20 protein-coding genes are annotated in these 22,121 nt (G+C 37.4%); 16 read left to right on the top strand and 4 right to left on the bottom strand.

The features are described from left to right. The first annotated feature begins 119 nt into the window (after window positions 1-119). The 11 genes from gpr (at window position 120) to mtaB (ending at window position 13,683) form a co-directional block, all read left to right on the top strand. Entirely contained in the window at window positions 120-1,226 is a 1,107-nt protein-coding gene (gene gpr / locus BMX63_RS10610; protein WP_093135209.1) for a GPR endopeptidase, read from the top strand. 364 nt (window positions 1,227-1,590) lie between these two features. Then, a complete protein-coding gene (locus BMX63_RS10605) occupies window positions 1,591-1,938 on the top strand; it encodes a DUF3679 domain-containing protein (RefSeq protein WP_093135206.1) in 348 nt (115 codons plus the stop codon). A gap of 114 nt (window positions 1,939-2,052) precedes the next feature. Further along, entirely contained in the window at window positions 2,053-3,867 is a 1,815-nt protein-coding gene (gene lepA, locus BMX63_RS10600; RefSeq protein WP_093135203.1) for a translation elongation factor 4, read from the top strand. Window positions 3,868-4,251: 384 nt separating this feature from the next. Then, window positions 4,252-5,403 carry a radical SAM family heme chaperone HemW gene (hemW, locus tag BMX63_RS10595; RefSeq protein WP_093135201.1) on the top strand — a complete coding sequence of 384 codons (1,152 nt, stop codon included), beginning with the start codon at window positions 4,252-4,254 and terminating at the stop codon, window positions 5,401-5,403. 122 nt (window positions 5,404-5,525) lie between these two features. Further along, window positions 5,526-6,557 carry a heat-inducible transcriptional repressor HrcA gene (gene hrcA / locus BMX63_RS10590; protein ID WP_093135198.1) on the top strand — a complete coding sequence of 344 codons (1,032 nt, stop codon included), beginning with the start codon at window positions 5,526-5,528 and terminating at the stop codon, window positions 6,555-6,557. A 173-nt stretch (window positions 6,558-6,730) separates the two neighbouring features. Then, window positions 6,731-7,321 carry a nucleotide exchange factor GrpE gene (gene grpE, locus BMX63_RS10585; RefSeq protein ID WP_093135196.1) on the top strand — a complete coding sequence of 197 codons (591 nt, stop codon included), beginning with the start codon at window positions 6,731-6,733 and terminating at the stop codon, window positions 7,319-7,321. A 39-nt stretch (window positions 7,322-7,360) separates the two neighbouring features. Continuing rightward, window positions 7,361-9,205, top strand: a complete 1,845-nt coding sequence (gene dnaK / locus BMX63_RS10580) for a molecular chaperone DnaK (RefSeq protein WP_093135193.1) — start codon at window positions 7,361-7,363, stop codon at window positions 9,203-9,205. Window positions 9,206-9,404: 199 nt separating this feature from the next. Next, window positions 9,405-10,538: a molecular chaperone DnaJ gene (gene dnaJ, locus BMX63_RS10575; RefSeq protein WP_093135191.1), complete on the top strand. Its 1,134-nt coding sequence runs from the start codon at window positions 9,405-9,407 to the stop codon at window positions 10,536-10,538. Window positions 10,539-10,602: 64 nt separating this feature from the next. Continuing rightward, window positions 10,603-11,547 carry a 50S ribosomal protein L11 methyltransferase gene (prmA, locus tag BMX63_RS10570; RefSeq protein WP_093135189.1) on the top strand — a complete coding sequence of 315 codons (945 nt, stop codon included), beginning with the start codon at window positions 10,603-10,605 and terminating at the stop codon, window positions 11,545-11,547. Window positions 11,548-11,563: 16 nt separating this feature from the next. Beyond that, window positions 11,564-12,316 (top strand): 16S rRNA (uracil(1498)-N(3))-methyltransferase, encoded by a 753-nt coding sequence (locus BMX63_RS10565; RefSeq protein ID WP_093135186.1) that lies wholly within the window; start codon window positions 11,564-11,566, stop codon window positions 12,314-12,316. A 5-nt stretch (window positions 12,317-12,321) separates the two neighbouring features. After that, window positions 12,322-13,683, top strand: a complete 1,362-nt coding sequence (gene mtaB / locus BMX63_RS10560) for a tRNA (N(6)-L-threonylcarbamoyladenosine(37)-C(2))-methylthiotransferase MtaB (RefSeq protein WP_093135184.1) — start codon at window positions 12,322-12,324, stop codon at window positions 13,681-13,683. A 56-nt stretch (window positions 13,684-13,739) separates the two neighbouring features. On the opposite strand, the gene BMX63_RS10555 is transcribed toward mtaB, so the two are convergent. From BMX63_RS10555 to BMX63_RS10545, 3 genes are read right to left on the bottom strand one after another with little or no spacing between them, the layout of a single operon-like run. After that, complete coding sequence (locus tag BMX63_RS10555) at window positions 13,740-14,735, bottom strand: aliphatic sulfonate ABC transporter substrate-binding protein (protein ID WP_093135181.1); 996 nt, start codon at window positions 14,733-14,735, stop codon at window positions 13,740-13,742. A 25-nt stretch (window positions 14,736-14,760) separates the two neighbouring features. Then, window positions 14,761-15,516 carry an ABC transporter permease gene (locus tag BMX63_RS10550; RefSeq protein WP_093135178.1) on the bottom strand — a complete coding sequence of 252 codons (756 nt, stop codon included), beginning with the start codon at window positions 15,514-15,516 and terminating at the stop codon, window positions 14,761-14,763. Then, window positions 15,500-16,294: an ABC transporter ATP-binding protein gene (locus BMX63_RS10545; protein ID WP_093135176.1), complete on the bottom strand. Its 795-nt coding sequence runs from the start codon at window positions 16,292-16,294 to the stop codon at window positions 15,500-15,502. The genes BMX63_RS10550 and BMX63_RS10545 overlap by 17 nt, the downstream gene beginning before the upstream one ends. Window positions 16,295-16,612: 318 nt before the next feature. Between BMX63_RS10545 and BMX63_RS10540 the strand changes: the two genes are divergently transcribed. From BMX63_RS10540 to BMX63_RS10530, 3 genes are all read left to right on the top strand, one after another. Then, window positions 16,613-17,536, top strand: coding sequence for an ABC transporter ATP-binding protein (locus BMX63_RS10540; RefSeq protein WP_093135173.1), 924 nt, complete (start codon window positions 16,613-16,615; stop codon window positions 17,534-17,536). Then, complete coding sequence (locus tag BMX63_RS10535) at window positions 17,529-18,482, top strand: ABC transporter permease subunit (protein ID WP_093135170.1); 954 nt, start codon at window positions 17,529-17,531, stop codon at window positions 18,480-18,482. Before BMX63_RS10540 ends, BMX63_RS10535 begins: the two co-directional genes overlap by 8 nt. Before the next feature lie 172 nt (window positions 18,483-18,654). Beyond that, window positions 18,655-19,470, top strand: coding sequence for a helix-turn-helix transcriptional regulator (locus BMX63_RS10530; protein ID WP_177167264.1), 816 nt, complete (start codon window positions 18,655-18,657; stop codon window positions 19,468-19,470). Here BMX63_RS10530 and BMX63_RS10525 read toward each other — a convergent pair. After that, on the bottom strand, window positions 19,405-20,619 hold the full coding sequence (locus BMX63_RS10525) for an MFS transporter (protein WP_245732808.1): 1,215 nt from the start codon (window positions 20,617-20,619) through the stop codon (window positions 19,405-19,407). The two genes, BMX63_RS10530 and BMX63_RS10525, sit on opposite strands and share 66 nt — an antisense overlap. A 192-nt stretch (window positions 20,620-20,811) precedes the next feature. On the opposite strand from BMX63_RS10525, the gene BMX63_RS10520 reads away from it, so the two are divergent. Further along, on the top strand, window positions 20,812-21,444 hold the full coding sequence (locus tag BMX63_RS10520; RefSeq protein ID WP_220083827.1) for an ABC transporter substrate-binding protein: 633 nt from the start codon (window positions 20,812-20,814) through the stop codon (window positions 21,442-21,444). Continuing rightward, window positions 21,423-21,971: a periplasmic substrate-binding domain-containing protein gene (locus BMX63_RS10515; RefSeq protein WP_177167263.1), complete on the top strand. Its 549-nt coding sequence runs from the start codon at window positions 21,423-21,425 to the stop codon at window positions 21,969-21,971. The genes BMX63_RS10520 and BMX63_RS10515 overlap by 22 nt, the downstream gene beginning before the upstream one ends. Window positions 21,972-22,121 lie beyond the last annotated feature (150 nt).

Genomic DNA, 22,121 nt, shown 5'->3' with positions numbered 1-22,121 from the left:
CATGTAAAGAAATTCACCTTGTCGTATGGTAAGAAAAGAACGGCGGTTTATTCAGGACTTCTATCGTATAAGACAGATTTGATTTGGAAACCATGAGTTAATGAATGGAGGGACGATGGATGAAAAATAATGAGGAATTATATAAAGTACGGACAGATCTTGCTATCGAGGCAAGAGAAATGGTTGTGGAACAAAAAGATACAGAACAGGAAACAGAAGATATAAAAGGTGTAAAAGTTAAAGAACGTGAAGAAGATGATATGAAAATCACTTATGTAGAGATAGATGAAGAAGGATCAAAAGCGATAGGGAAAAAGGCAGGATCTTATTTAACATTAGAAACTCAAAGTATTCGTACACAGGATACACAAATGCAGACTGACACGGCCAATATTGTGGCGCGTGAACTGGAAAGGTATTTAGCGAAACGAAATATTGATAACAACGCATCCTGTTTAATTGTTGGTTTAGGAAATCGAGATGTGACTCCAGATGCTTTAGGACCTTATACCATAGATGATTTACTTATCACACAACATTTATTTAAGCTTCAGCCAGAGTATGTTTCAGAGGGCTATCGCCCAGTATCTGCCCTTTCACCAGGAGTGATGGGGGTAACGGGAATTGAGACAAGTGATATTATTTTTGGAGTTATTAATAAAGTTAAACCGGATTTCGTTATCGCAATCGATGCGTTAGCTTCAAGATCCATTGAGCGTGTGAATGCTACGATTCAGATTTCGGATACTGGAATCCATCCAGGCTCAGGTGTGGGAAATAAACGGAAGGATTTAAGTGAAGAGACATTAGGAATTCCGGTTATTTCAATTGGTATTCCCACTGTCGTTGATGCTGTAACCATTACTAGTGATACGATTGATTTCATATTAAAGCATTTTGGCCGGGAAATGAATGAAGAGGGCAATCCTTCTAAAGCTTTAACGCCAGCTGGATTGACTTTCGGAGAAAAGAAAAAGTTTACGGATGAAGACTTACCTGATGAGGAAAAAAGACAAACGTTTTTAGGAGTTGTCGGAAATTTATCAGAAGAGGAGAAACGCCAATTAATTAAAGAAGTCCTTTCCCCGTTAGGACATAATTTAATGGTGACACCAAAAGAAATTGACGGATTTATAGCGGATACAGCTCATTTATTAGCTTCAGGAATTAATGGGGCATTACATGAGGCAGTTCGAAAAGAAAATAAGGAGAATTTCACCAGATAAAAGAAGATGTTGGGATAAAGTTTTTTATAAAGGCTGTTTTCGCGGGCGGCTGGTGAGCCTCCTTGAGCTACACTCAGTTGGGATTTCACCCGCGCCTTCCTCTAGAAGGATGAGGGAAGCTTCGATTCGATGGACACCATCACTCAAGAAAAATGGGCCTGTATTTTATGAGGAGTCTTGCGTATATTTCCTCTGCTTAGGTCGTTTTTTAGGGTTGATCGACTTTGTTATGTCCCAAACTCTTCCTTTCCGACTTTTCCTGGTTCTATTTTCCCTGTTCTAGTTTTCATTACATATACATATATTTTTAATAGAGTTACTAGAATGGCATTTGGCAGATTAAAGCAAATGGGGAGCTGATAATATGGTCCGGTTTACGTTTATGTTTTTTTTAATGGTTATTTTATTTTTAGTAGGTGTTATCGTCGGGTTTGATCAGGCTGGTACAGGAATGAATCAATTAAGTGGAAATGAAACAGAAAACTATGACGCACTGGAATCAAATAAGCAGGAAGATTCCTATGAGGTAGAGGTGATGGGACAATCCTTCGAGCAAAAGTCGATAGAGGAAAAAAAGGAATCCTATCAGGAAATTCAAGGCAGTTCATTAACCGGGAAAATAGCATCTGTCTTAGAAAGCAGCGTGAAATGGTTTTATAATTTATTAGTAGCGGGGGCCTATCAAATTTCAGATTTTATTTACCGGTTATAATAGGCTATTTAAATGAAAAATGACCTTTTAGATGATGTTTGATTGAATGATTCCTGTCCTATTGCTATAATCAAACGTAGCATTGTGGTTGCAAAAAACAGGAGTGATGGGATTTTGACTAACGTAAACCAAAAGAACATACGAAACTTTTCGATTATTGCCCATATCGACCATGGTAAGTCTACCTTGGCAGATCGAATTTTAGAAAAAACGAAAGCATTATCGCAAAGAGAAATGAAGGAGCAGTTTCTGGATGGTATGGATTTAGAACGTGAGCGAGGGATTACCATCAAATTGAATGCTGTTCAATTGCAATATACGTCAAAATCAGGTGAGGAATATGTGTTTCATTTAATTGACACACCTGGACACGTAGATTTTACATATGAAGTTTCCCGAAGCTTAGCGGCCTGTGAAGGTGCTATTTTAGTTGTGGATGCTGCACAAGGTATCGAGGCTCAAACCCTCGCTAATGTGTATTTAGCCATGGACAATGATTTGGAAATTATTCCAGTCATTAATAAAATTGATTTACCAAGTGCAGATACAGAGAAGGTTAAACAGGAAATTGAAGATGTGATCGGAATTGATGCGGATGATGCCATATTAGCTTCAGCTAAGTCAGGAATCGGAATTGATGAAATATTAGAGCGGATTGTTGAAGATATCCCTGCCCCGGAAGGAGATCCGGAAGAGCCTCTAAAAGGACTTATTTTCGATTCGTTATATGACTCGTATCGAGGTGTAATATGTTATATAACTGTAAAAGAGGGGAGCATCAAGGTTGGCGATAAGATTCAAATGATGGCCAACGGTAAAGAATTTGAGGTGAACGAACTTGGTGTATTTAACCCGAATCCTGTTCCTAAAGATAGATTGTCAGTTGGAGATGTAGGGTTTTTAACGGCATCAATTAAAAACGTAGGCGACTCTCGGGTAGGAGATACCATTACACTGGCTGAAAATCCGGCTAGTGAACCTTTACCTGGTTATAAACGGTTAAATCCAATGGTATATTGTGGACTATTTCCTGTGGATTCAAATGCTTATAATGATTTGCGTGAAGCCTTAGAACGGTTAGAATTAAATGATTCCTCGCTACAGTATGAGCCCGAGACCTCCCAAGCATTAGGCTTTGGTTTTCGTTGCGGCTTTTTGGGGCTTCTTCATATGGAGATTATTCAGGAAAGAATTGAGCGGGAATTTAATATTGATTTAATTACAACGGCTCCAAGTGTAATTTACGAAGTGGAAGTAGAGAATGAAGAAGTAAAAATCATTGATAACCCTTCCTTAATGCCTGATCCACAATTAATTTCGGAGATTAGAGAGCCATTTGTTAATGCTACTATTATGGTACCAAATGATTTCGTTGGTCCTGTTATGGAAATTTGCCAGGGTAAGCGTGGCGAATTTATCGATATGCAATATTTAGACGAAAATCGTGTTAATATTGTATATGATATTCCTTTATCGGAAATTGTTTATGACTTTTTCGATCAATTAAAGTCCCAAACGAAAGGGTATGCATCCTTTGACTATGAATTGAAGGGCTATAAACCATCGAATCTGGTTAAAATGGATATCCTTCTTAATGGAGAAAAAATCGATGCGTTATCATTTATCGTACACCGTGATTTTGCTTATGAACGAGGAAAAAGCATTGTCGAAAAGCTGAAAAAGATTATACCTAGACAGCAGTTCGAAGTGCCAGTTCAAGCGGCCATTGGAAATAACATTGTGGCACGTTCTACCATTAAAGCGATGAGAAAAAATGTACTCTCTAAATGTTACGGAGGAGATATCTCCAGAAAGAGAAAGCTCCTTGAGAAACAAAAAGAAGGTAAAAAGCGTATGAAAATGGTCGGCAAAGTAGAAATACCTCAAGAAGCCTTTATGTCTGTGTTAAAAATGGATGATGATGATTGATGAATTGATTAAGGTGCCGCAGGATGAATTCTTGCGGTTTTCCTTTTTATTAGAAAAGCGGAGGCGACTGATTAGGTCTGTTGGTATAAGCCGAAGACATGGAGTGGCACGAGTTATGCCACGGAATGGCTTTGACTTATATCCACCCAGACCTAGGAGCCGCAGCTGGACATTAGAAAAGCGGAGGCGACTGAACAGGTCCGACTGCATAAGCAAAATTCACGGAGTGGCATGCATTTCGCCACGTAGTGGATTATGCTTATGTCTGCTCGGGACCTAGGAGCCATAGCTGGACAAAGAAAAGCGAAGGCGACTGGTCGGGATCCAATAAGGTTCCGGTTATTAAAGCCTGACAATAAAAACTTATAAAGAAGGGTGAGGCCTGTGGTCCAATCTGTATATATCCATATCCCTTTTTGTCATGAGATTTGTCATTACTGTGATTTCACTAAGATTTACTATAATGAATCTCTGGCCAATCAATATTTAGACGCATTGCAAAAAGAGATTAAATTATATATTGGAGAACAAAAGCGTCATGTAAAAACCATTTATATAGGGGGTGGAACACCTACGAGTTTGTCTGATCCCCAATTTGAAAAACTATTAAGGATTGTGAATCAATATTTTGATGTGAGCAGTTGTAACGAGTTCACAGTAGAAGCAAATCCCGGTGAATTTTCTCAGGAAAAAGCGAAAATGCTAAAGGATTATGGAGTTAATCGTATATCTTTAGGCGTTCAAGTACTGGATGATGAGTTTTTAAAGACATTAAATCGGAATCATCAAGTACGTGATGTTGACCAGACCGTACAAGCTTTACAATCAAATGGATTAACAAATATAAGTATGGACTTTATTTATGCGTTACCTAATCAGACATTAGAGCATTTTGAGAAAACATTACAGGCTGCACTGGACTATCAATTACCGCACTATTCAGCATATGCTCTGCAAATTGAACCAAAAACGGTTTTTTATATCCGGTATAAGAAAGGTAAATTAAGCAAGCCGCCTGAGGATGTAGAGGCAGATATGTATGAAAGTCTTGTGAATAAAATGGAAAATCATGGCTTGTATCATTATGAGATTAGTAATTTTGGAAAGCCTGGCTATGAAAGCCAGCATAATCTGGTTTATTGGGATAATGCTTATTACTTTGGATTTGGAGCAGGGGCTCATGGGTATATCAATGGTAAACGTCTTGTCAACTTGCGCCCTGTAAATCATTATATTGATAGTCTAATGAAGGATGAAAAACCGGTTTTACATGAGGAAATGATCACAAAGAAAGAACAAATTGAGGAAGAAATGTTTCTGGGGCTGCGAAAATCTCAAGGGGTATCAAAGTCAGCATTTTACAGAAAATATGGAATCACAATGAAGAATCTTTATCATGAAGAAATCGACCAGCTAAAACAGAAAGGCTGGTTAGTAGAAGCGCAAGATGCCGTGAAGCTCACACCTCAGGGGAGGTTGTTTGGAAATGAAGTGTTTGCATCCTTTCTACTTGATAAGGATGTTATTATCAGTTAATACTGTTTATGGTTTTTCTTGACCTAAGCTGATCCTTGATTATTGACAATCCTATATCCGTTTGATAAGTTATTATTAGAATTAGCACTCGATAACACGGAGTGCTAACAGAGGTGATCATCTTGCTTACAGAACGTCAATTACTTATCTTACAAGTGATTATTGATGATTTTATCCATAGTGCTCAGCCGATTGGTTCAAGGGCCATATCTAAAAGGAATGATGTAAAGTATAGTTCTGCAACTATACGTAATGAAATGGCTGATTTAGAGGAATTAGGATTTTTAGAGAAAACCCATTCTTCTTCCGGTCGAGTACCATCTGAACAAGGATACCGTTTCTATGTTGATCACTTAATGTCACCATTTTCGCTATCCAGACAGGACATTAAGCGAATTCAAGCGATGTTTGGTGAACAGTTGATGGAATTTGAACGGGTAGTGAATAAATCTGCACAAATTCTTTCAGATTTAACAAATTATACATCTATTATTTTAGGGCCAGAAGTATTTGAAACAGAATTAAAGCAGCTGCAGATTTTACCATTAAATACGCACTCAGCAGTAGCTATTCTGGTAACCAATACAGGACACGTAGAACATCGCTCATTTACAATTCCTGTCGAATTAGATCCTTCAGAAATTGAAAAAACGGTTAATATTTTAAATGAAAAACTTCAGGGTGTCCCCATATATAAATTGAATCAGAAGATTGAGAGTGAAGTGGTGACATTATTGAAGAAGCACACTAACAACTTCAGGAAAACCTATGATTATATTCAGGCTGCATTATTTAGTGAACAGCCAACGAAGTTGTATGTGAGCGGCCGGACAAACATTATGAATCAACCAGAGTTTAAGAATATTGATAAAGTAAGGGATTTGTTTTCAGCAATTGAAAAAGAGCGGGAAATTGCTCCTTTACTCAGATCTCAAGATCACGGGGTTAATGTTGTCATAGGACATGAAAATGAAATTGAAGCAATGAAGGACTGCAGTTTAATTACAGCCTCCTATACTTTAGGTGAGGAGCACATGGGGACAATTGCTTTATTAGGTCCAACACGAATGGATTATTCAAAGGTTGTTTCATTACTAAACGTTCTTTCCGGACAGATGAGTAAAACCTTTAGGGCCTGGTATCAAAATTATTAGATTAGGTAATAGATAATAGATGGGGAATTTTGTGTATTTCCCCCATCCATCTTTTTTGAATAAATAGCTAAGAGCAAAATTTTGAGAACCTATGCTTTGTTCTTTAAATCTTGATTATTTCATGATATATTCTTAAACGGTTATTTTGTTTAAGGGAAAGAGAGGTGACAGAGATGAGCGAAGAAAATAAAGAAGAAGTCTTTGAAGAAATGGAAGAACAAGAAGAAGCACAGCCTGAAGAAAACAACCAGGAAAAAGAAGCGGAAGAGAAAGATTCTCAAGCTGAAGAAACAGAAGATAACCAACCTCAAGAAAAAGAAGAATTAGAAGCTTTAAAGAAAGAGAAAGAAGATATATATCAAAAGCTAATAAGAGTACAAGCTGACTTCGACAATTATAAGCGTCGCGCAAAAAAAGAACGGGAAAATGATCTTAAGTATAAATCACAAGATGTGGTCACAGATCTTTTGCCTATTTTAGATAACTTTGAGCGTGCTTTACAGACAGACACTAATGAAGAGGCGATGGAGAATTTTGTCGAGGGTATGAATATGATTTATCGCCAGCTCCTTTCTGCTGTAGAAAAAGCTGGGGTTGAAGAGATAAAGGCAGAAGGACAGCCTTTTGACCCTAATCTACATCAAGCTGTTATGCAAGATTCAGATGAAGAAAAAGAATCCAACACCGTTACGGAAGTTTTACAAAAAGGGTATTTATTAAAAGATCGTGTAATTCGTCCAGCAATGGTAAAGGTAAACCAATAACTAAACTACATAAATAGATTAAAAGGAGGAAGAATGATTATGAGTAAGATTATTGGTATCGATTTAGGTACAACAAACTCTTGTGTTGCCGTTATGGAAGGCGATGAAGCAAAAGTAATTCCAAACCCTGAAGGTAATCGTACAACTCCATCTGTTGTTGCGTTTAAAAATGGTGAAAGACAAGTAGGGGAAGTTGCTAAGCGTCAGGCAATCACCAATGAAAACACGATTATTTCGATTAAACGCCATATGGGTACAGATTATAAAGTTGAAATTGAAGGCAAAGAATATACACCTCAGGAAATTTCAGCTATTATTCTGCAGCATCTAAAATCTTATGCTGAAGATTACCTAGGGGATACAGTAGAAAAAGCTGTTATTACCGTACCTGCTTATTTCAACGATGCAGAACGTCAAGCAACAAAAGATGCAGGTAAAATCGCAGGTCTTGAAGTTGAGCGAATTATAAACGAACCAACAGCAGCTGCATTAGCTTACGGAATTGATCAAGACAAAGATCAAACCGTGTTAGTATATGACCTTGGTGGAGGTACTTTTGACGTTTCCATCCTGGATATCGGCGACGGTACTTTTGAAGTGGTTTCAACTGCAGGTGACAATCGCCTTGGTGGTGACGACTTTGACCAGGTTATCATCGATCATATGGTTGCAGAATTCAAGAAAGAAAATGGTATTGACCTATCCCAAGATAAAATGGCTCAACAACGCTTAAAAGATGCTGCTGAAAAAGCGAAGAAAGAATTATCCGGTGTAAGTCAGACACAAATTTCCTTGCCATTTATTACGGCTGGTGACGCTGGTCCACTACACTTGGAAATGAACATGACACGCGCCAAATTTGAGGAGCTTTCCAATGATTTAGTAGAACGTACTATGGGACCTACACGCCGTGCTTTACAGGATGCAGATATGAGTGCAAATGATATCGATCAAGTTATTCTTGTTGGTGGTTCTACTCGTATCCCAGCTGTACAAGAGGTCCTTCGTAAGGAAATCGGTAAAGATCCTTCTAAAGGAGTAAACCCTGATGAAGTAGTAGCACTTGGTGCAGCTATTCAAGGTGGAGTGCTTCAAGGAGATGTGAATGACGTAGTTCTATTAGACGTAACTCCACTTTCCTTAGGTATTGAGACTATGGGTGGTGTGACTACAAAACTAATCGAACGCAATACAACGATTCCAACTAGTGAGTCTCAAGTTTTCTCTACTGCTGCTGACAACCAGACAGCTGTTGATATTCACGTATTACAAGGTGAAAGAGAAATGGCTCAAGATAATAAAACACTTGGCCGTTTCCAATTAACCGATATTCCACCAGCTCCACGTGGAGTACCACAAATTGAAGTAAGCTTTGATATTGATGCAAATGGTATTGTTAATGTTCGTGCGAAGGATAAGGGTACAAATAAAGAACAATCTATTACGATTAAATCTTCTTCTGGTCTCTCCGATGACGAAGTAGATCGTATGGTTCAAGAAGCAGAAGAAAATGCAGAAGAAGATAAAAAACGCCGTGAAGAAATTGATCTTCGTAATGAAGCAGATCAACTCGTCTTCACAACTGATAAAACCATTAAAGACTTAGGCGAACAAGTTACAGATGAAGAGAAACAAAAAGCAGAAGATGCAAAAGAAGCCTTGAAAAAAGCACTTGAAGGTGAAGACATAGAAGATATTAAAGCTAAGAAAGAAGCATTAGAAGAGCAGGTTCAAAACCTTTCTGTTAAACTTTACGAGCAGGCTCAACAACAAGCACAAGCTCAACAAGGTGAAGCAGGCGATCAAGGTACTGCTGGTGGATCAGGCGATGATGTTGTAGACGCAGATTATGAAGAAGTTAACGACGATAATCAGAATAAATAAGTCTAAGACGATAAAAGATTCTATTTAAACACTGTATTTAGTTAAAAAGTCAAAGTCAGGGGATATCTTGGCTTTGGCTTTTTAAACGTTACGCCATATATCGGTTATGTAAAAAACTAGATGATTGGCAGATTGCGCATCATTTACTAGAATGTTATGATAAACTTTATGTGAGAAGAGTCGGGAGAGTGATTGGCAAGTGAGTAAACGAGATTATTATGAAGTACTTGGGGTATCTAAAGATGCCTCTAAGGATGATATTAAAAAGGCATACCGAAAACTTGCAAGAAAATATCATCCAGACGTAAGTAAAGAAGAGAATGCATCCGAAAAGTTTAAAGAAGTAAAAGAAGCTTATGAAGTATTAAGTGATCAGCAAAAGAGAGCTCAATATGATCAGTTCGGCCATGCAGGTGCTAATGGTGGAGCTGGCCAGGGTGGTTTCGGTGGTTTTGGTGCCGAAGATTTTGGTGGATTTGGTGATATTTTTGATATGTTCTTCGGTGGCGGAAGACGTCGCGATCCGAATGCACCTAGACAAGGTGCAGATCTTCAGTACACCATGGACTTAACCTTTGAAGAAGCTATTTTTGGTAAAGAAACAGATATTCAAATCCCTAAAGAGGAAACCTGTGATACTTGTAACGGTACGGGTGCCAAGGCTGGCAGTCATCCTGAAACATGCTCTCACTGTAATGGTTCAGGTCAGTTAAACCAGGAGCAAAACACACCGTTTGGTCGTGTTGTCAATCGTCGGGTTTGTCATTATTGTGAAGGTACCGGAAAAATTATTAAAGATAAATGCCGTACTTGTGGCGGTTCCGGTAAGGTAAAAACTCATAAGAAGATTCATATTTCCATTCCAGCTGGTATTGACAATGGTCAGCAAATTCGTGTTGCAGGTCATGGAGAACCAGGAGTAAATGGTGGGCCTGCTGGTGACCTTTTCGTAGTGGCCAGAGTCCAGTCACATGAGTTTTTTGAGCGTGATGGAGATGATATACGCTGTGAACTGCCTTTAACGTTTGCACAAGCTGCTTTAGGAGATGAACTGGAAGTCCCAACTGTTCATGGTAAAGTGAAATTGAAGGTTCCGGCTGGTACGCAAACAGGAACTTATTTCCGTTTAAGAGGGAAAGGGGCACCAAACGTTCATGGAAGAGGCCAAGGTGATCAGCATATTAAAGTACGCGTGATTACACCTAAGAATTTAAGTGATCGACAAAAAGAATTGCTTCGTGAATTTAATGAAATTAGTGGCAATGAGGCAACAGACGAACAACAGGACAATATTTTTCAACGGATGAAGCGAGCTTTTAAAGGTGAGGCTTAAAACGAGTTGATAAGGGTTGGTTTGTTGTAAAAAGCAAAATTAGGGAAAAGTGAGTTGATTACTTGTGAAGTGGTCTGAAATCTGCATCCATACGACGAATGAGGCAATTGAACCCATCTCGAATATTTTACATGAGATTGGAGCCAGTGGTGTAGTCATTGAAGATGCGTATGATTTAGTAAAAGATCATGATTCGAGGTATGGTGAAGTCTTTGAACTTAATCCAGACGATTATCCTGAAGAAGGCGTTTATGTGAAAGCTTATTTGCCTGTAAATAGTTTCCTTGGAGAGACCGTTGAGCAAATTAAACAAGCCATTAATAATCTCATTCAATTTGATATTGATATTGGGAAAAATAAAGTAACGATTAGCGAAATAAACGAAGAAGAATGGGCAACGGCCTGGAAAAAGTACTATAAGCCAGTGAAAATATCTGAAAAAGTGACGATCATCCCTACCTGGGAAGACTATAAACCAGTTGAAAGTGATGAAATCATTATCGAATTAGACCCTGGTATGGCTTTCGGTACAGGGACACATCCTACAACGGTTTTAAGTCTGCAAGCGCTCGAACAATATGTTCAACAGGATGATATCCTATTAGATGTAGGATCTGGCTCAGGTGTTTTAAGTATTTCTTCTGTTTTATTTGGAGCTAAGCAGGTTTATGCTTATGATTTAGATGATATAGCTGTTAAGAGCACCACAATCAATGCTAAACTTAATAAAGTTCATCATCAAATTGAAGCCAAGCAAAATGATTTGTTAAATGGTGTTGATGTAGAGGCTGACGTCATCGTTTCCAATATTTTAGCTGAAATTATTGTTCAATTTACACAAGATGCTTACCAGCTTCTTAAACCTGGTGGAATTTTTATTACATCAGGTATCATTCAAGGAAAAAAAGAGGATGTAAAAAATAATTTAGAGTCATTGGGATTTGAAATTGTAGAAACGAATCAAATGGAAGATTGGATATCATTCGTAGCAAAAAAACCTTCTGAGTGAAAGTAGGTAGGGTATTGTGCAGCGATACTTTGTTCCAGAGTCTGGATGGACTGAAGAAAAGGTTATTTTAAAAGATGATGACGCTCACCACATTTCCAATGTGATGCGGATGAAAAAGGAAGATCACATTATTTGCAACCACCCAAAGGGAAAAGCAGCCCTGTGTGAAATTGTGGACGTTTCAGTAAATGAAATTACCAGTAAGATAGTGAAATGGTTAAATGAACAAAAAGATATGCCTGTCAATATTTCGATTGCTCAAGCCTTACCAAAAGGGGATAAACTTGATTTAATCGTTCAAAAGGGAACAGAGCTAGGGGCCTATTCCTTCATCCCTTTTAAGGGAGATCGTTCCGTTGTAAAATGGGATCAAAAGAAGGCTGACAAAAAGATAAAGCGATTAGAAAAAATTGCTAAGGAAGCTAGTGAACAATCTCATCGAACAACGATTCCAAGCATTGAAGATATCAAAAGTTTTAAAGAACTCCTGCAGAGTGCGCATTATTTTGATCATTTAATTGTAGCAAGTGAAGGAGAGGCAAAAAAGGATTCACCGACTCTTTTAGGGAATATTATTAAGAAAATCCAGCCAGATGAGCACGTTCTCACTGTGGTTGGCCCTGAAGGAGGATTCTCACAGCAAGAATTGGAACAGCTTATGAAAGAGGAATTTGACTTTACACGCTTTGGACCGAGGATTTTGCGAACAGAAACGGCTCCATTGTATTTCCTTTCTGTAATGTCGTACCAATTTGAAGAATTGAGGTGATGGTTATGCCAACTGTAGCTTTTCATACACTGGGATGTAAAGTGAATCATTATGAAACGGAAGGCATTTGGAATTTTTTTAAGGAAAATGGTTATGAACGAGTGGATTTTGATCGAAAATCAGATGTTTATGTTATTAATACGTGTACCGTGACAAATACTGGTGATAAAAAAAGCCGACAAACGATTCGTCGAGCCGTTCGTAAAAATCCAGATGCCGTTGTTTGTGTAACAGGGTGTTATGCTCAAACGTCTCCCGGTGAAATTATGGAGATTCCAGGTGTGGATGTTATCGTAGGTACACAGGATCGTAAAAAGATGATTGATTACATAGAAGAATACAAGAAAACGCGTCAGCCAATTAATGGTGTACAAAAGATTATGAAGACGCGTGAATTTGAAGAGATGGATGTACCTGCGTTTACTGATCGCACACGTGCCTCACTTAAAATCCAGGAAGGCTGTAATAACTTCTGTACGTTCTGTATTATTCCATGGGCCCGTGGTTTATTACGCTCACGTAAGCCAGAAGATGTATTAAAACAAGCACAACAACTTGTGAATGCAGGTTATAAGGAGATTGTCTTAACGGGAATTCATACGGCAGGTTATGGCGAGGATATGAAGGACTATAACTTCGCTCAGCTCCTACGTGATTTGGAAAGTAAAGTACATGGATTGAAACGTATTCGGATTTCTTCTATTGAAGCAAGTCAGATTACCGATGAAGTAATTGATGTGTTAGACAAATCGAAAAAAATTGTACGTCACTTGCACATTCCTTTGCAGGCAGGTTCAGATACTGTTCTAAAGAGAATGCGCAGAAAATATACCACTGATTTTTATAAACAAAGAATTGATAAAATTAAAAGGGCTCTTCCTGGCCTTGCGATTACTTCTGATGTTATTGTTGGCTTCCCTGGAGAAACCGAAGAAGAGTTTATGGAAACGTATAATTTTGTTAAAGAAATCGGTTATTCTGAATTACACGTATTCCCATTTTCCAAGCGTACTGGTACACCTGCAGCTCGTATGAAAGATCAAGTGGATGATGAAATAAAACATGAACGTGTTCATCGCTTGATTGAATTATCCAATCAATTAGCAAAGGAATATGCCTCTGGATATGAAGGAGAAGTACTGGAAGTGATTCCTGAAGAGCGCTCAAAAGAGGATTCAGACAACAGCAATATTTTTGTGGGATACACAGATAATTATTTAAAGGTAAAACTAGAAGCTCGTGAAGAGATGATTGGGAAGCTGGTCAGAGTCAAAATTACTGAATCTGGATATCCGTATAATAAGGGTCAGTTCGTTCGAGTTATGGATGATGCACCAGTTGATGATGAAGTTTCCTTATCTTCCTGAAAAGGCAAAAAGCCAGGGATTATCAATGGATAATTCCTGGCTTTTTTTAGTCTATATTAGTTAATAAAGCTTTGATTTACAAATCCTTCAAAATCAGGTTTTTCCTTAAGGAATTGTAAGTCATAGGAAGCATTACCGAATTCCTTAATGACATTTTCGTCAACTTTATAGGTAAAGTTTGTACGTGTCCATGCATTCTCTATTACGCTTTTTTCTAATTCCTGACCGGTAATATCTTTAATGCCCTCAATCGTTATATCGACAGCTTCATCAGGGTTATCCTGGATGTAAGAGACGGCTTCTTTATGAGCATCCATCATTTTTTGAATTAAATCACCATTGTTTTCTGCCATGTCAGAGCTGGTAACAAATACAGCAGCCGGTAACGTTTCTCCGAAGGCAACCTCACTAGTAGGAACAACAACATTTGCATTTGCTTCCTTTTCAAGGACAGATGCCCACGGTTCTGGAGCAGTTGCTACATCAACACTTTCATTTTCAAACATCGATTGATAATTTGCAGGCTCACCTGTTACATGCTTCATAGACCCTCCGATTCGTTCAGAGGTAATTCCTTTATCCTTCATAAATGTTTCAAATTGCACATCATGGGTACAGCCAACTCTTGGAGAGATGAAGGTTTTGCCTTCTATGTCCTCCCATGATTTAATCCCGCTCCCTTCACGGGAGACAATGACCGTTCCACCTGTAGAACTGGCTCCTATGATTTGTACATCTACACCGGAAATAAAGTTATTAATCGCTGGACCAGGACCAACAATTCCCCCTTGAATTTCATCTGTTGCGAGTGCTTTCATAAAGGTTGATCCATCCGGGAACGTACGATATTCCACATTCACATTTTCACCGAGATGATCCTCATACATTTCCTTTTGTTTGGCTACCATTGCAGGTGCGTGATTTAAATTAGGGAAATAACCAATGGTCACCGTTTGCTCTTTGTCAGATGAACTGCTGTTGTTACTGCCACATGCTGCTAGCAACAGCATACTTCCTAAAATGATGAATCCTAGATATTTTTTCAATTTCATTCTCCTCTCTTGTTGTAAAGTTAATTTAATTTTCCATACCCCAACGTTTTAGCACTTTATTTTCAATCCGTTGGAACACCAGTTGATCGACCACAGAGCCAATCACACCAATAATAATGATAATTCCAATAACAAGAGCCATATTGTTAAAGTCTGACGCGTAGCTTAGTGTATAGCCAAGTCCGGGTCCTGTACTTAGCATTTCTGCCGCCATTAATGCACGCCAGCTGAACGCCCACGCTAATCGAACACCAGTTACAGCGTGAGGGATGGAAGCTGGAATAATGATTTTAAAAAATAAATCGAATCCCTTTGACCCCATAGTACGTGCGGCTTTTAAAAAGATAGGGGAAACGTTTTTAATTCCAATCCGCATATTCATTGCCATAACAAATGTACCGCCAATAATAACGACAAAAATAATGGATGCCTCTGTAAAACCAAACCAAATAATAGCAAGTGGAACCCATACTATACTTGGGACACTTTGTAAGGCTAAAATCATACTTCCCAATGTTTCATCTGCTGATTTAACCGTTGCTAAAAGAACACCCATGAGAGTTCCGATAATTAAAGAAATGATAAGACCAATAATTAAATGTTTAAAACTGCCCACAATATCATAAACAAGTGTCATATCGGCAAAACCAGCATAAATCTCATTCACAACGGCAAGTGGTCCAGGAACCATTGATTCGGGCCATATACCAAGCATGACAATTCCCTGCCAAAGAAGAATCAGACAGACATAAAAAATAATCCGTTTAACGATGATTGGCATATTGTAACTCCTCTTTCATGACATTATCAATTTCCTTTTTCAAAATAGCCATAATCTCTTCTTCTAATAAAGCTAAATCTTTTTGCTGTCGTGGACGTTTTAAATCTACTTTAAAGTCTGAAATAATAGTGCCTGGTCTTGCACTCATAATCATGATTCGATCTGATAGTTTTACAGCCTCCCGAATACTGTGAGTGACAAATACGATGGTTTTTTGTGTTTCCATCCAGATTTTTTCTAATTCATCCTGCATGACAGTACGAGTTTGTTCATCGAGTGCTCCAAAGGGTTCATCCATTAAAAGTAAGTTAGCGTCCATTGCCAGTGCTCTTGCAATCGCGACGCGCTGCTGCATACCCCCTGATAGCTCATGGGGATATTGATTCGCAAATTGACTAAGCTGCACCATTTGTAAATAATGGAGGGCAATGTTTTCCTGATCTTTCTTATTCATTTTTTGACGAAGTGGAAAGGTTACGTTCTCTTTAACAGACATCCATGGAAATAAGGCAGGCTCTTGAAAAACCACACTTTTATCAGGACCTGGCTCCTTTATTTCATTTCCTGCTAAGGATATAGATCCTGATGATGGTTTTGATAGACCTGCAATCATGGATAAAAGGGTGGACTTTCCACATCCTGACGTTCCTAACAGAGAGACAAATTCTCCATTATGGATAGATAAATTAATCGTTTGCAACGCTTGTATTGTGTCTTCTGAACGTTTGGTATTGCGTTGAAAGGATTTGTTTACATTTTCTATATGAAGATAGGACATAGCTTCACCTCTTCCATAATCCCGACTAAATCAATGGGTAATATGCATATTAATTTTAACAAGGATTATACATTTTTCCAATCATAAAATCAAAGATAACGAAAAATGGGCTTTTGTTATAATTACATGAAGGTTAATGAGGATATTATTATTTGATATAATCTAATCTACCGGACTTAAGGGTTGTAGTTTAATAGATGTTAAGGGTTGACAATAGTAAATTTCTGTTAATATTATTTAAGAAAAATAAGCAGTTTGAAACCTTTTTTCTCTTTAATCGTAGTAAAGCTAAAATCATTAATATTGGAGGACTGTGAGATGACAGACGCAGCTATGGAACTCATTAATGTAAAAAAGACAATAGGCAATAAGGAAATTATTAAAGGCCTGTCTTTCTCCATTAACAAGGGGGAAGTGTTTGGCTTTATTGGTCCGAATGGAGCGGGAAAAACAACTACAATTCGGATGATGGTCGGTTTAATGCAGCTAACTGATGGTGATGTCCGAATTCTCGGAAAAAGTATTAAAACAGACTATAAAAAAGCGGTTCGAGAGGTAGGAGCCATTGTAGAAAATCCTGAAATGTACCCTTTTATGACCGGGGCACAAAATATAGATCATTATGCACGTATGATTCCAGGGATAACGAAAGAACGCATAAAAGAGGCGATACATATTGTAGGCCTTGAGAATGCGTTGAATGAAAAAGTAGGAAAATATTCGTTAGGTATGCGTCAACGCTTGGGTATTGCACAAGCTCTATTGCATCGTCCGTCTGTCTTAATTTTGGATGAACCCACAAATGGACTGGATCCAGCTGGTATACGGGAAATCCGCCAGTATATTCGAAAATTAGCAGAGGAAGAGGATGTAGCAGTTATTGTGTCCAGTCATTTATTAACTGAAGTTGAACTGATGTGTGATCGAATTGGTGTCCTTAAAAATGGGGAACTTGTTGCTACACAAGCGGTAAATGACTCATCCACGAACACTAATCAACATAGCGAGGTAAGTATGGAGGTTTCCCCAGCGGATAAAGCATTAGAACTGTTGAAAAAAGACTATGAAATGGATGTTGTACACCAAAATGGAAGCCTTACTTTTAAGTGGGACAAAGAAAAGATACCAGAGCTAATTAAATTCCTCGTATCACATGAGGTATCTATCTTTCAGGTAAGTGTATCGAAATCTACTTTAGAAGATAAATTTTTTGACTTGATAGGGGAGAATACAATTGAGTAACTTATTTCATCTGATTTATAATGAACTGAAAAAACTATACATACAAAAATCATCGAAGATTATGTATATTGTTTTAGGTGTTATCATACTTGGAATAGCGATAGTCTCGAATTCAGTTGGTAATCTTGGAGAACAATACGAGCAGGAAAACTGGCGCGAGGTTTTACAGGAAGAAAATAAAGAGTTAACGCAGGAAATGGAAGATAAAGAGGCATTTCAAGGTATGAATACGGCACAAATTGAAAAAAACAATTATTATTTAGAACAGGATATTCAGCCGGTAAGCTATGGGGCATGGCAGTTTGTGATGGAAAATGAAATGCTTCTATCTGTTGTAAGTTTGTTAACAATTATTGTTGCGGCCGGTATTGTTGCAAATGAGTTTAGATGGGGAACAATTAAATTATTACTGATTCGCCCAATTACAAGGACAAAAATTCTGTTGTCGAAATATATAACAGTACTATTATTTGCGCTATTTACCCTAGTATTTGTTTTAGTATTTTCATGGATTATCGGGGCTCTTTTCTTTGGGATTGAAGGTATAGATCCTAAAGTTGTATTAGACCAGGGTGATGGATTAGCGTATGTTTCGGTTATTAATGAGATCATCACTGGGTATGGTTATAAACTTGTGAATCTGGTAATGATGGCTACTTTCGCATTTATGATTTCTTCTGTATTTCGAAATAGCACGATTGCGATTGGATTAGCGATTTTTCTTATGATGGCCGGCAATCAAATTGTCCTCTTTTTTGCAGAACGTTCATGGTCCAAGTATATTCTATTTGCTAATACAGATTTAAGCCAATATGCAAATGGAAACACTTCATTGATAGAAGGAATGTCTTTAGGCTTTTCGATTACCGTGTTACTTGTTTATTATGCAGTATTTTTACTCTTGTCATGGTTATTTTTTACAAAGCGTGACGTTGCTGGAAGTTAAAATCCATGAAAAAGCAAGCATGCCTGCTAGTGGTATGCTTGCTTTATTTCAAAGAAATCTTAAACGATAACTAGCTGTTTGAACCTTTGTGGGTCTACTGTTTTCATGTAAACTTAAAATGTATTTTTATAATTTTGCATTCACAATATAAAAGGCAAAGGGGACTCTCATGATGATTGTTGAACATCAAAACGGCCTACTTCTCATGCGAAATGATCATTTAGGTGAACGAAACTGGAGAAGTGACGATTCATATAAGTTTATTTTTTCGGGTTATGGAAAGAGTGTTTTTCAGTCACGCAACCAGGGTGACATTACGCTTGATACTAATCATTTTCTAATATTGAATCCAAAGATTGAGCACAAACAGCTTCATGTAACGGATGAAAAATTCCTTGTTGAAGTAAATTATTCCTTGCTAAAAGAAATGGCTGATCAATTAGGGATGGTGCCAATAGATCCTGAGTTTGCATTTGTCGCCTCTAAAAATCAACAACTATCCAGTTGGGTTTCTTTCATGAAAACATATTTTAATCATCGTGTAGACACCTCTTTAAATACACAGGAATTATTTTTGGATAACAGCATGATTCAGCTAGCATTATTAATGCTTCAGTATGGAACAGGCACACATCAACAAGTATTGCCATCCATTCATCTCCCAAGTGTTTTAGAAGATGTTGTGGATGCCTTAAAACAAAGTTATGATATGGAATGGACACTTGATGATATGGCTATCCTGGCCGGTGTAAATAAATATCAATTTGCCCATTTGTTTAAAAAAGAGACAGGCTTATCACCTTACTCCTGGTTGCAAATATACCGATTACTTAAGACACAAGAATGGTTACGTTATACAGATGATTCCATACTATCTATAGCACTTAAAGTTGGCTTTCGAAATATCTCTTCTTATAACCAGCTATTTAAAAGGGTTTATGGAAAAACGCCGAGTGAATTTCGTCTGTCTTATCGTAAAAATCGCTAAACATAACAGGCTAAACATGAAAATGGAAAGACCACTCCCAATCATAAGCCATTGTACTGGAAATATTAAAACTAGTACCCCAAACATAAGTAAAGATAGGGTGTTTGATAAATAAAGAAGGAAGGCATTGGAGCTGAATGCTCGGCCTAATTTATGTTCAGGAACGAGTGCTTGAAGCAGATAGACTCTGGTCAGACTGGCTATGGGCAGACCTATTCCAACCAGTATGATACCAATAAAGAAATGTTCCATTTGATAAAGGATTCCATAATAACTAACACCAAGTCCCCAAACTAAGGATCCGAATACATAGATTTTAAGATTCATTTTTTTAATGAAGTAAGGTAGTATGAGATTGGTTACAATCACAGTTCCTCCAAAAACCCCTTGAAGAATACTGTATAATTCTTCACTATTTGTTGTCATTTCATTTAATGCTAGTAAAATTCCTACCTCCCATACCCATGTATTGAAGAATACCACGATAAACGTGAAGACAAATAAGGTTTGAATCGCTTTTTGCTGTCTTGTCCAGGCAAAAAAGTCTCTAATAGCAAGAAAAACCCCTTTAACTGATTTTTTAACCGGTGCTATCTGCTCGGTGAATTGGAATAGGCAAAAGACACTTATTGCATATGTTAAGGCATCTACAACAAAAAAATAAATCGCACCATAGGATAACAACCAAAGAGATATAATCGGACTTAAAATGGTCACTCCCCGTCCTAACGTATCATTAAAACTGTTAGCTGCAGCTCTTTCTTCTGTATCTGTAATAATCGGTAAAACCGCTCGATGTGTTGGATTGAAAAAACAACCTAAAGTTTGAATGAAGAAACTTACAATAAGTAAATGACTATACGTTAGTAAATGTAAGTGATCAAGCACGAAAATAGATAAGACTAAGGGGATTCGTATGATATCCAGCACAATCAATAATGGTTTTCGTGACAGCCAATCAGCCATCACTCCACCGATTAAACCAAACAATAGATAGGGGACGGTTTCTACAATAGCCATGCCAGTCGTATGTACGGTGGAGCCTGTAAGGTCATAGGCAAGAAACAAAAAAGCCATACCTGTTAACGCATCCCCTAATCTTGAAATTCCTCCGCCCAGTAAAAAATAAAGGATATTTTTATTTCTCAAGAGTGGTAAATACAACTTCATCACCTCATGCTTAACCTTAAAGCATAAGGCTATAAGCGTCTTATAGGATATTGTTAAAATAAGAAACAATTAATTATAAGGATAAATGCCTGTTTAATCAGTTTATTAAGAAAGTTTACGCATAACCGAAAAATGCAACATGAATTCATAGATTGGATATTTTATTCTTTGTTGCATGAGGAAACTCAAAGGAAAACGGATGATATTGACCGGTTGCAGTTTCCTTCCTATCGAACACTACCGGTACTAGATCCAGCTTTAATTAATCGACGAACAGAAAACCATATAATGAGACATATATTTAATCAACTAGTAACCTATGATGAAGAAACGAATAAACATCTTCCCGGGTTGGTACACCATTGGCGCCATGAATGTAACTATACTAAATGGATTTTTTATTTAAGAAAGGATGTATATTTCCATCACGGTAATGAAATGACTGCTGATGATGTTTGTTACAGCTTTCAAAGACATCGATATAATGGGTCAGTTTATCATTGGATAACATCTTTAATAAAAAAAGTAATTCCATTAAACAAATATACGGTACAATTTGAACTAGAAACTTCAACGCCTTACTTTCTTCATTTGGTAGCTTCTTTAGGTGGAAGCGTTGTTCCAAATGATCAAATAAAAAATTTTCATTTCCTTCCTATTGGTACAGGTCCATATCAGGTCAGGGAAAATAATAACGAGAAACTGAAATTGGAAGCATTCAAAAATTACTATCACACTCGTCCCTTTGTAGGTTTGTTCCAGCTTTCCGAATGGTTTATGAATTGGAAGATAAGAATGCTTTAACTCGTGATTTTTCAATCGCAGAGCATTGTCTTAAAAGGAGCTGCTACAATGGTGAGTGTTTACGTCTATTTACTTATTATGGTGCAGGAAATGAAAGTGATGTGAACTGGATACAAAAGGAACTGTGCAGCCAAATGGGAATTGAGGTCTCTGTTCACTTTTTACCTTACAAAGAATTACACCAGCAGAGGTTAGTTGATAAAGCGGATATGGTACTAGGAGAACAGCTAATTGATGAAAACTTGTTTTACACATATCTATCAGCTTTCAAAGGAAATCATAGTTTAATAAGACAATTTCTATCTGATAGTTTCCTTAACGAAATTGACATATTGATACAATCAAAAAGTGAATATAATCTTTTAAATTCTTTTAAGGAATTAGAAGCTCAGATCTGTAGGGAATACGGATTTATTCATTTATATCGGTTACAACAATTTGCGATTTATTCAAGGAATCTACAAGGGATACACATAAATGCTTGGGGATGGGTGGATTATACAAAGCTTTGGTACAAGTATGAATAAATAATCTTAAAGGATCGTGATTATAATTGGTGTGTTTGATTAAAGCCTAGTATGAACGTAAAAGTGATGGGACCTTAATATGCTTTCTTACTTATAAAGGTTTATAAAGTTTGATGAATATGTCATACAATTTTAAAAATATGGTATAAT

The organism is Salinibacillus kushneri, assembly GCF_900111405.1.
GTDB classification, from domain to species: Bacteria; Bacillota; Bacilli; order Bacillales; family Alkalibacillaceae; genus Salinibacillus; species Salinibacillus kushneri.
The sequence above is the reverse complement of the archived record's forward strand: the minus strand, read 5'-3'. Positions and strand labels throughout refer to the sequence as shown.

Bases quoted from the DNA above. Each gene is read 5' to 3' on its own strand.
- BMX63_RS10555 (WP_093135181.1), bottom strand. From the start codon at position 14,735: ATGAAATTGAAAAAATATCTAGGATTCATCATTTTAGGAAGTATGCTG.
- dnaK (WP_093135193.1), top strand. From the start codon at position 7,361: ATGAGTAAGATTATTGGTATCGATTTAGGTACAACAAACTCTTGTGTT.
- BMX63_RS10540 (WP_093135173.1), top strand. From the start codon at position 16,613: ATGACAGACGCAGCTATGGAACTCATTAATGTAAAAAAGACAATAGGC.
- BMX63_RS10545 (WP_093135176.1), bottom strand. From the start codon at position 16,294: ATGTCCTATCTTCATATAGAAAATGTAAACAAATCCTTTCAACGCAAT.
- mtaB (WP_093135184.1), top strand. From the start codon at position 12,322: ATGCCAACTGTAGCTTTTCATACACTGGGATGTAAAGTGAATCATTAT.
- gpr (WP_093135209.1), top strand. From the start codon at position 120: ATGAAAAATAATGAGGAATTATATAAAGTACGGACAGATCTTGCTATC.
- grpE (WP_093135196.1), top strand. From the start codon at position 6,731: ATGAGCGAAGAAAATAAAGAAGAAGTCTTTGAAGAAATGGAAGAACAA.
- BMX63_RS10530 (WP_177167264.1), top strand. From the start codon at position 18,655: ATGATTGTTGAACATCAAAACGGCCTACTTCTCATGCGAAATGATCAT.
- BMX63_RS10605 (WP_093135206.1), top strand. From the start codon at position 1,591: ATGGTCCGGTTTACGTTTATGTTTTTTTTAATGGTTATTTTATTTTTA.
- BMX63_RS10550 (WP_093135178.1), bottom strand. From the start codon at position 15,516: ATGCCAATCATCGTTAAACGGATTATTTTTTATGTCTGTCTGATTCTT.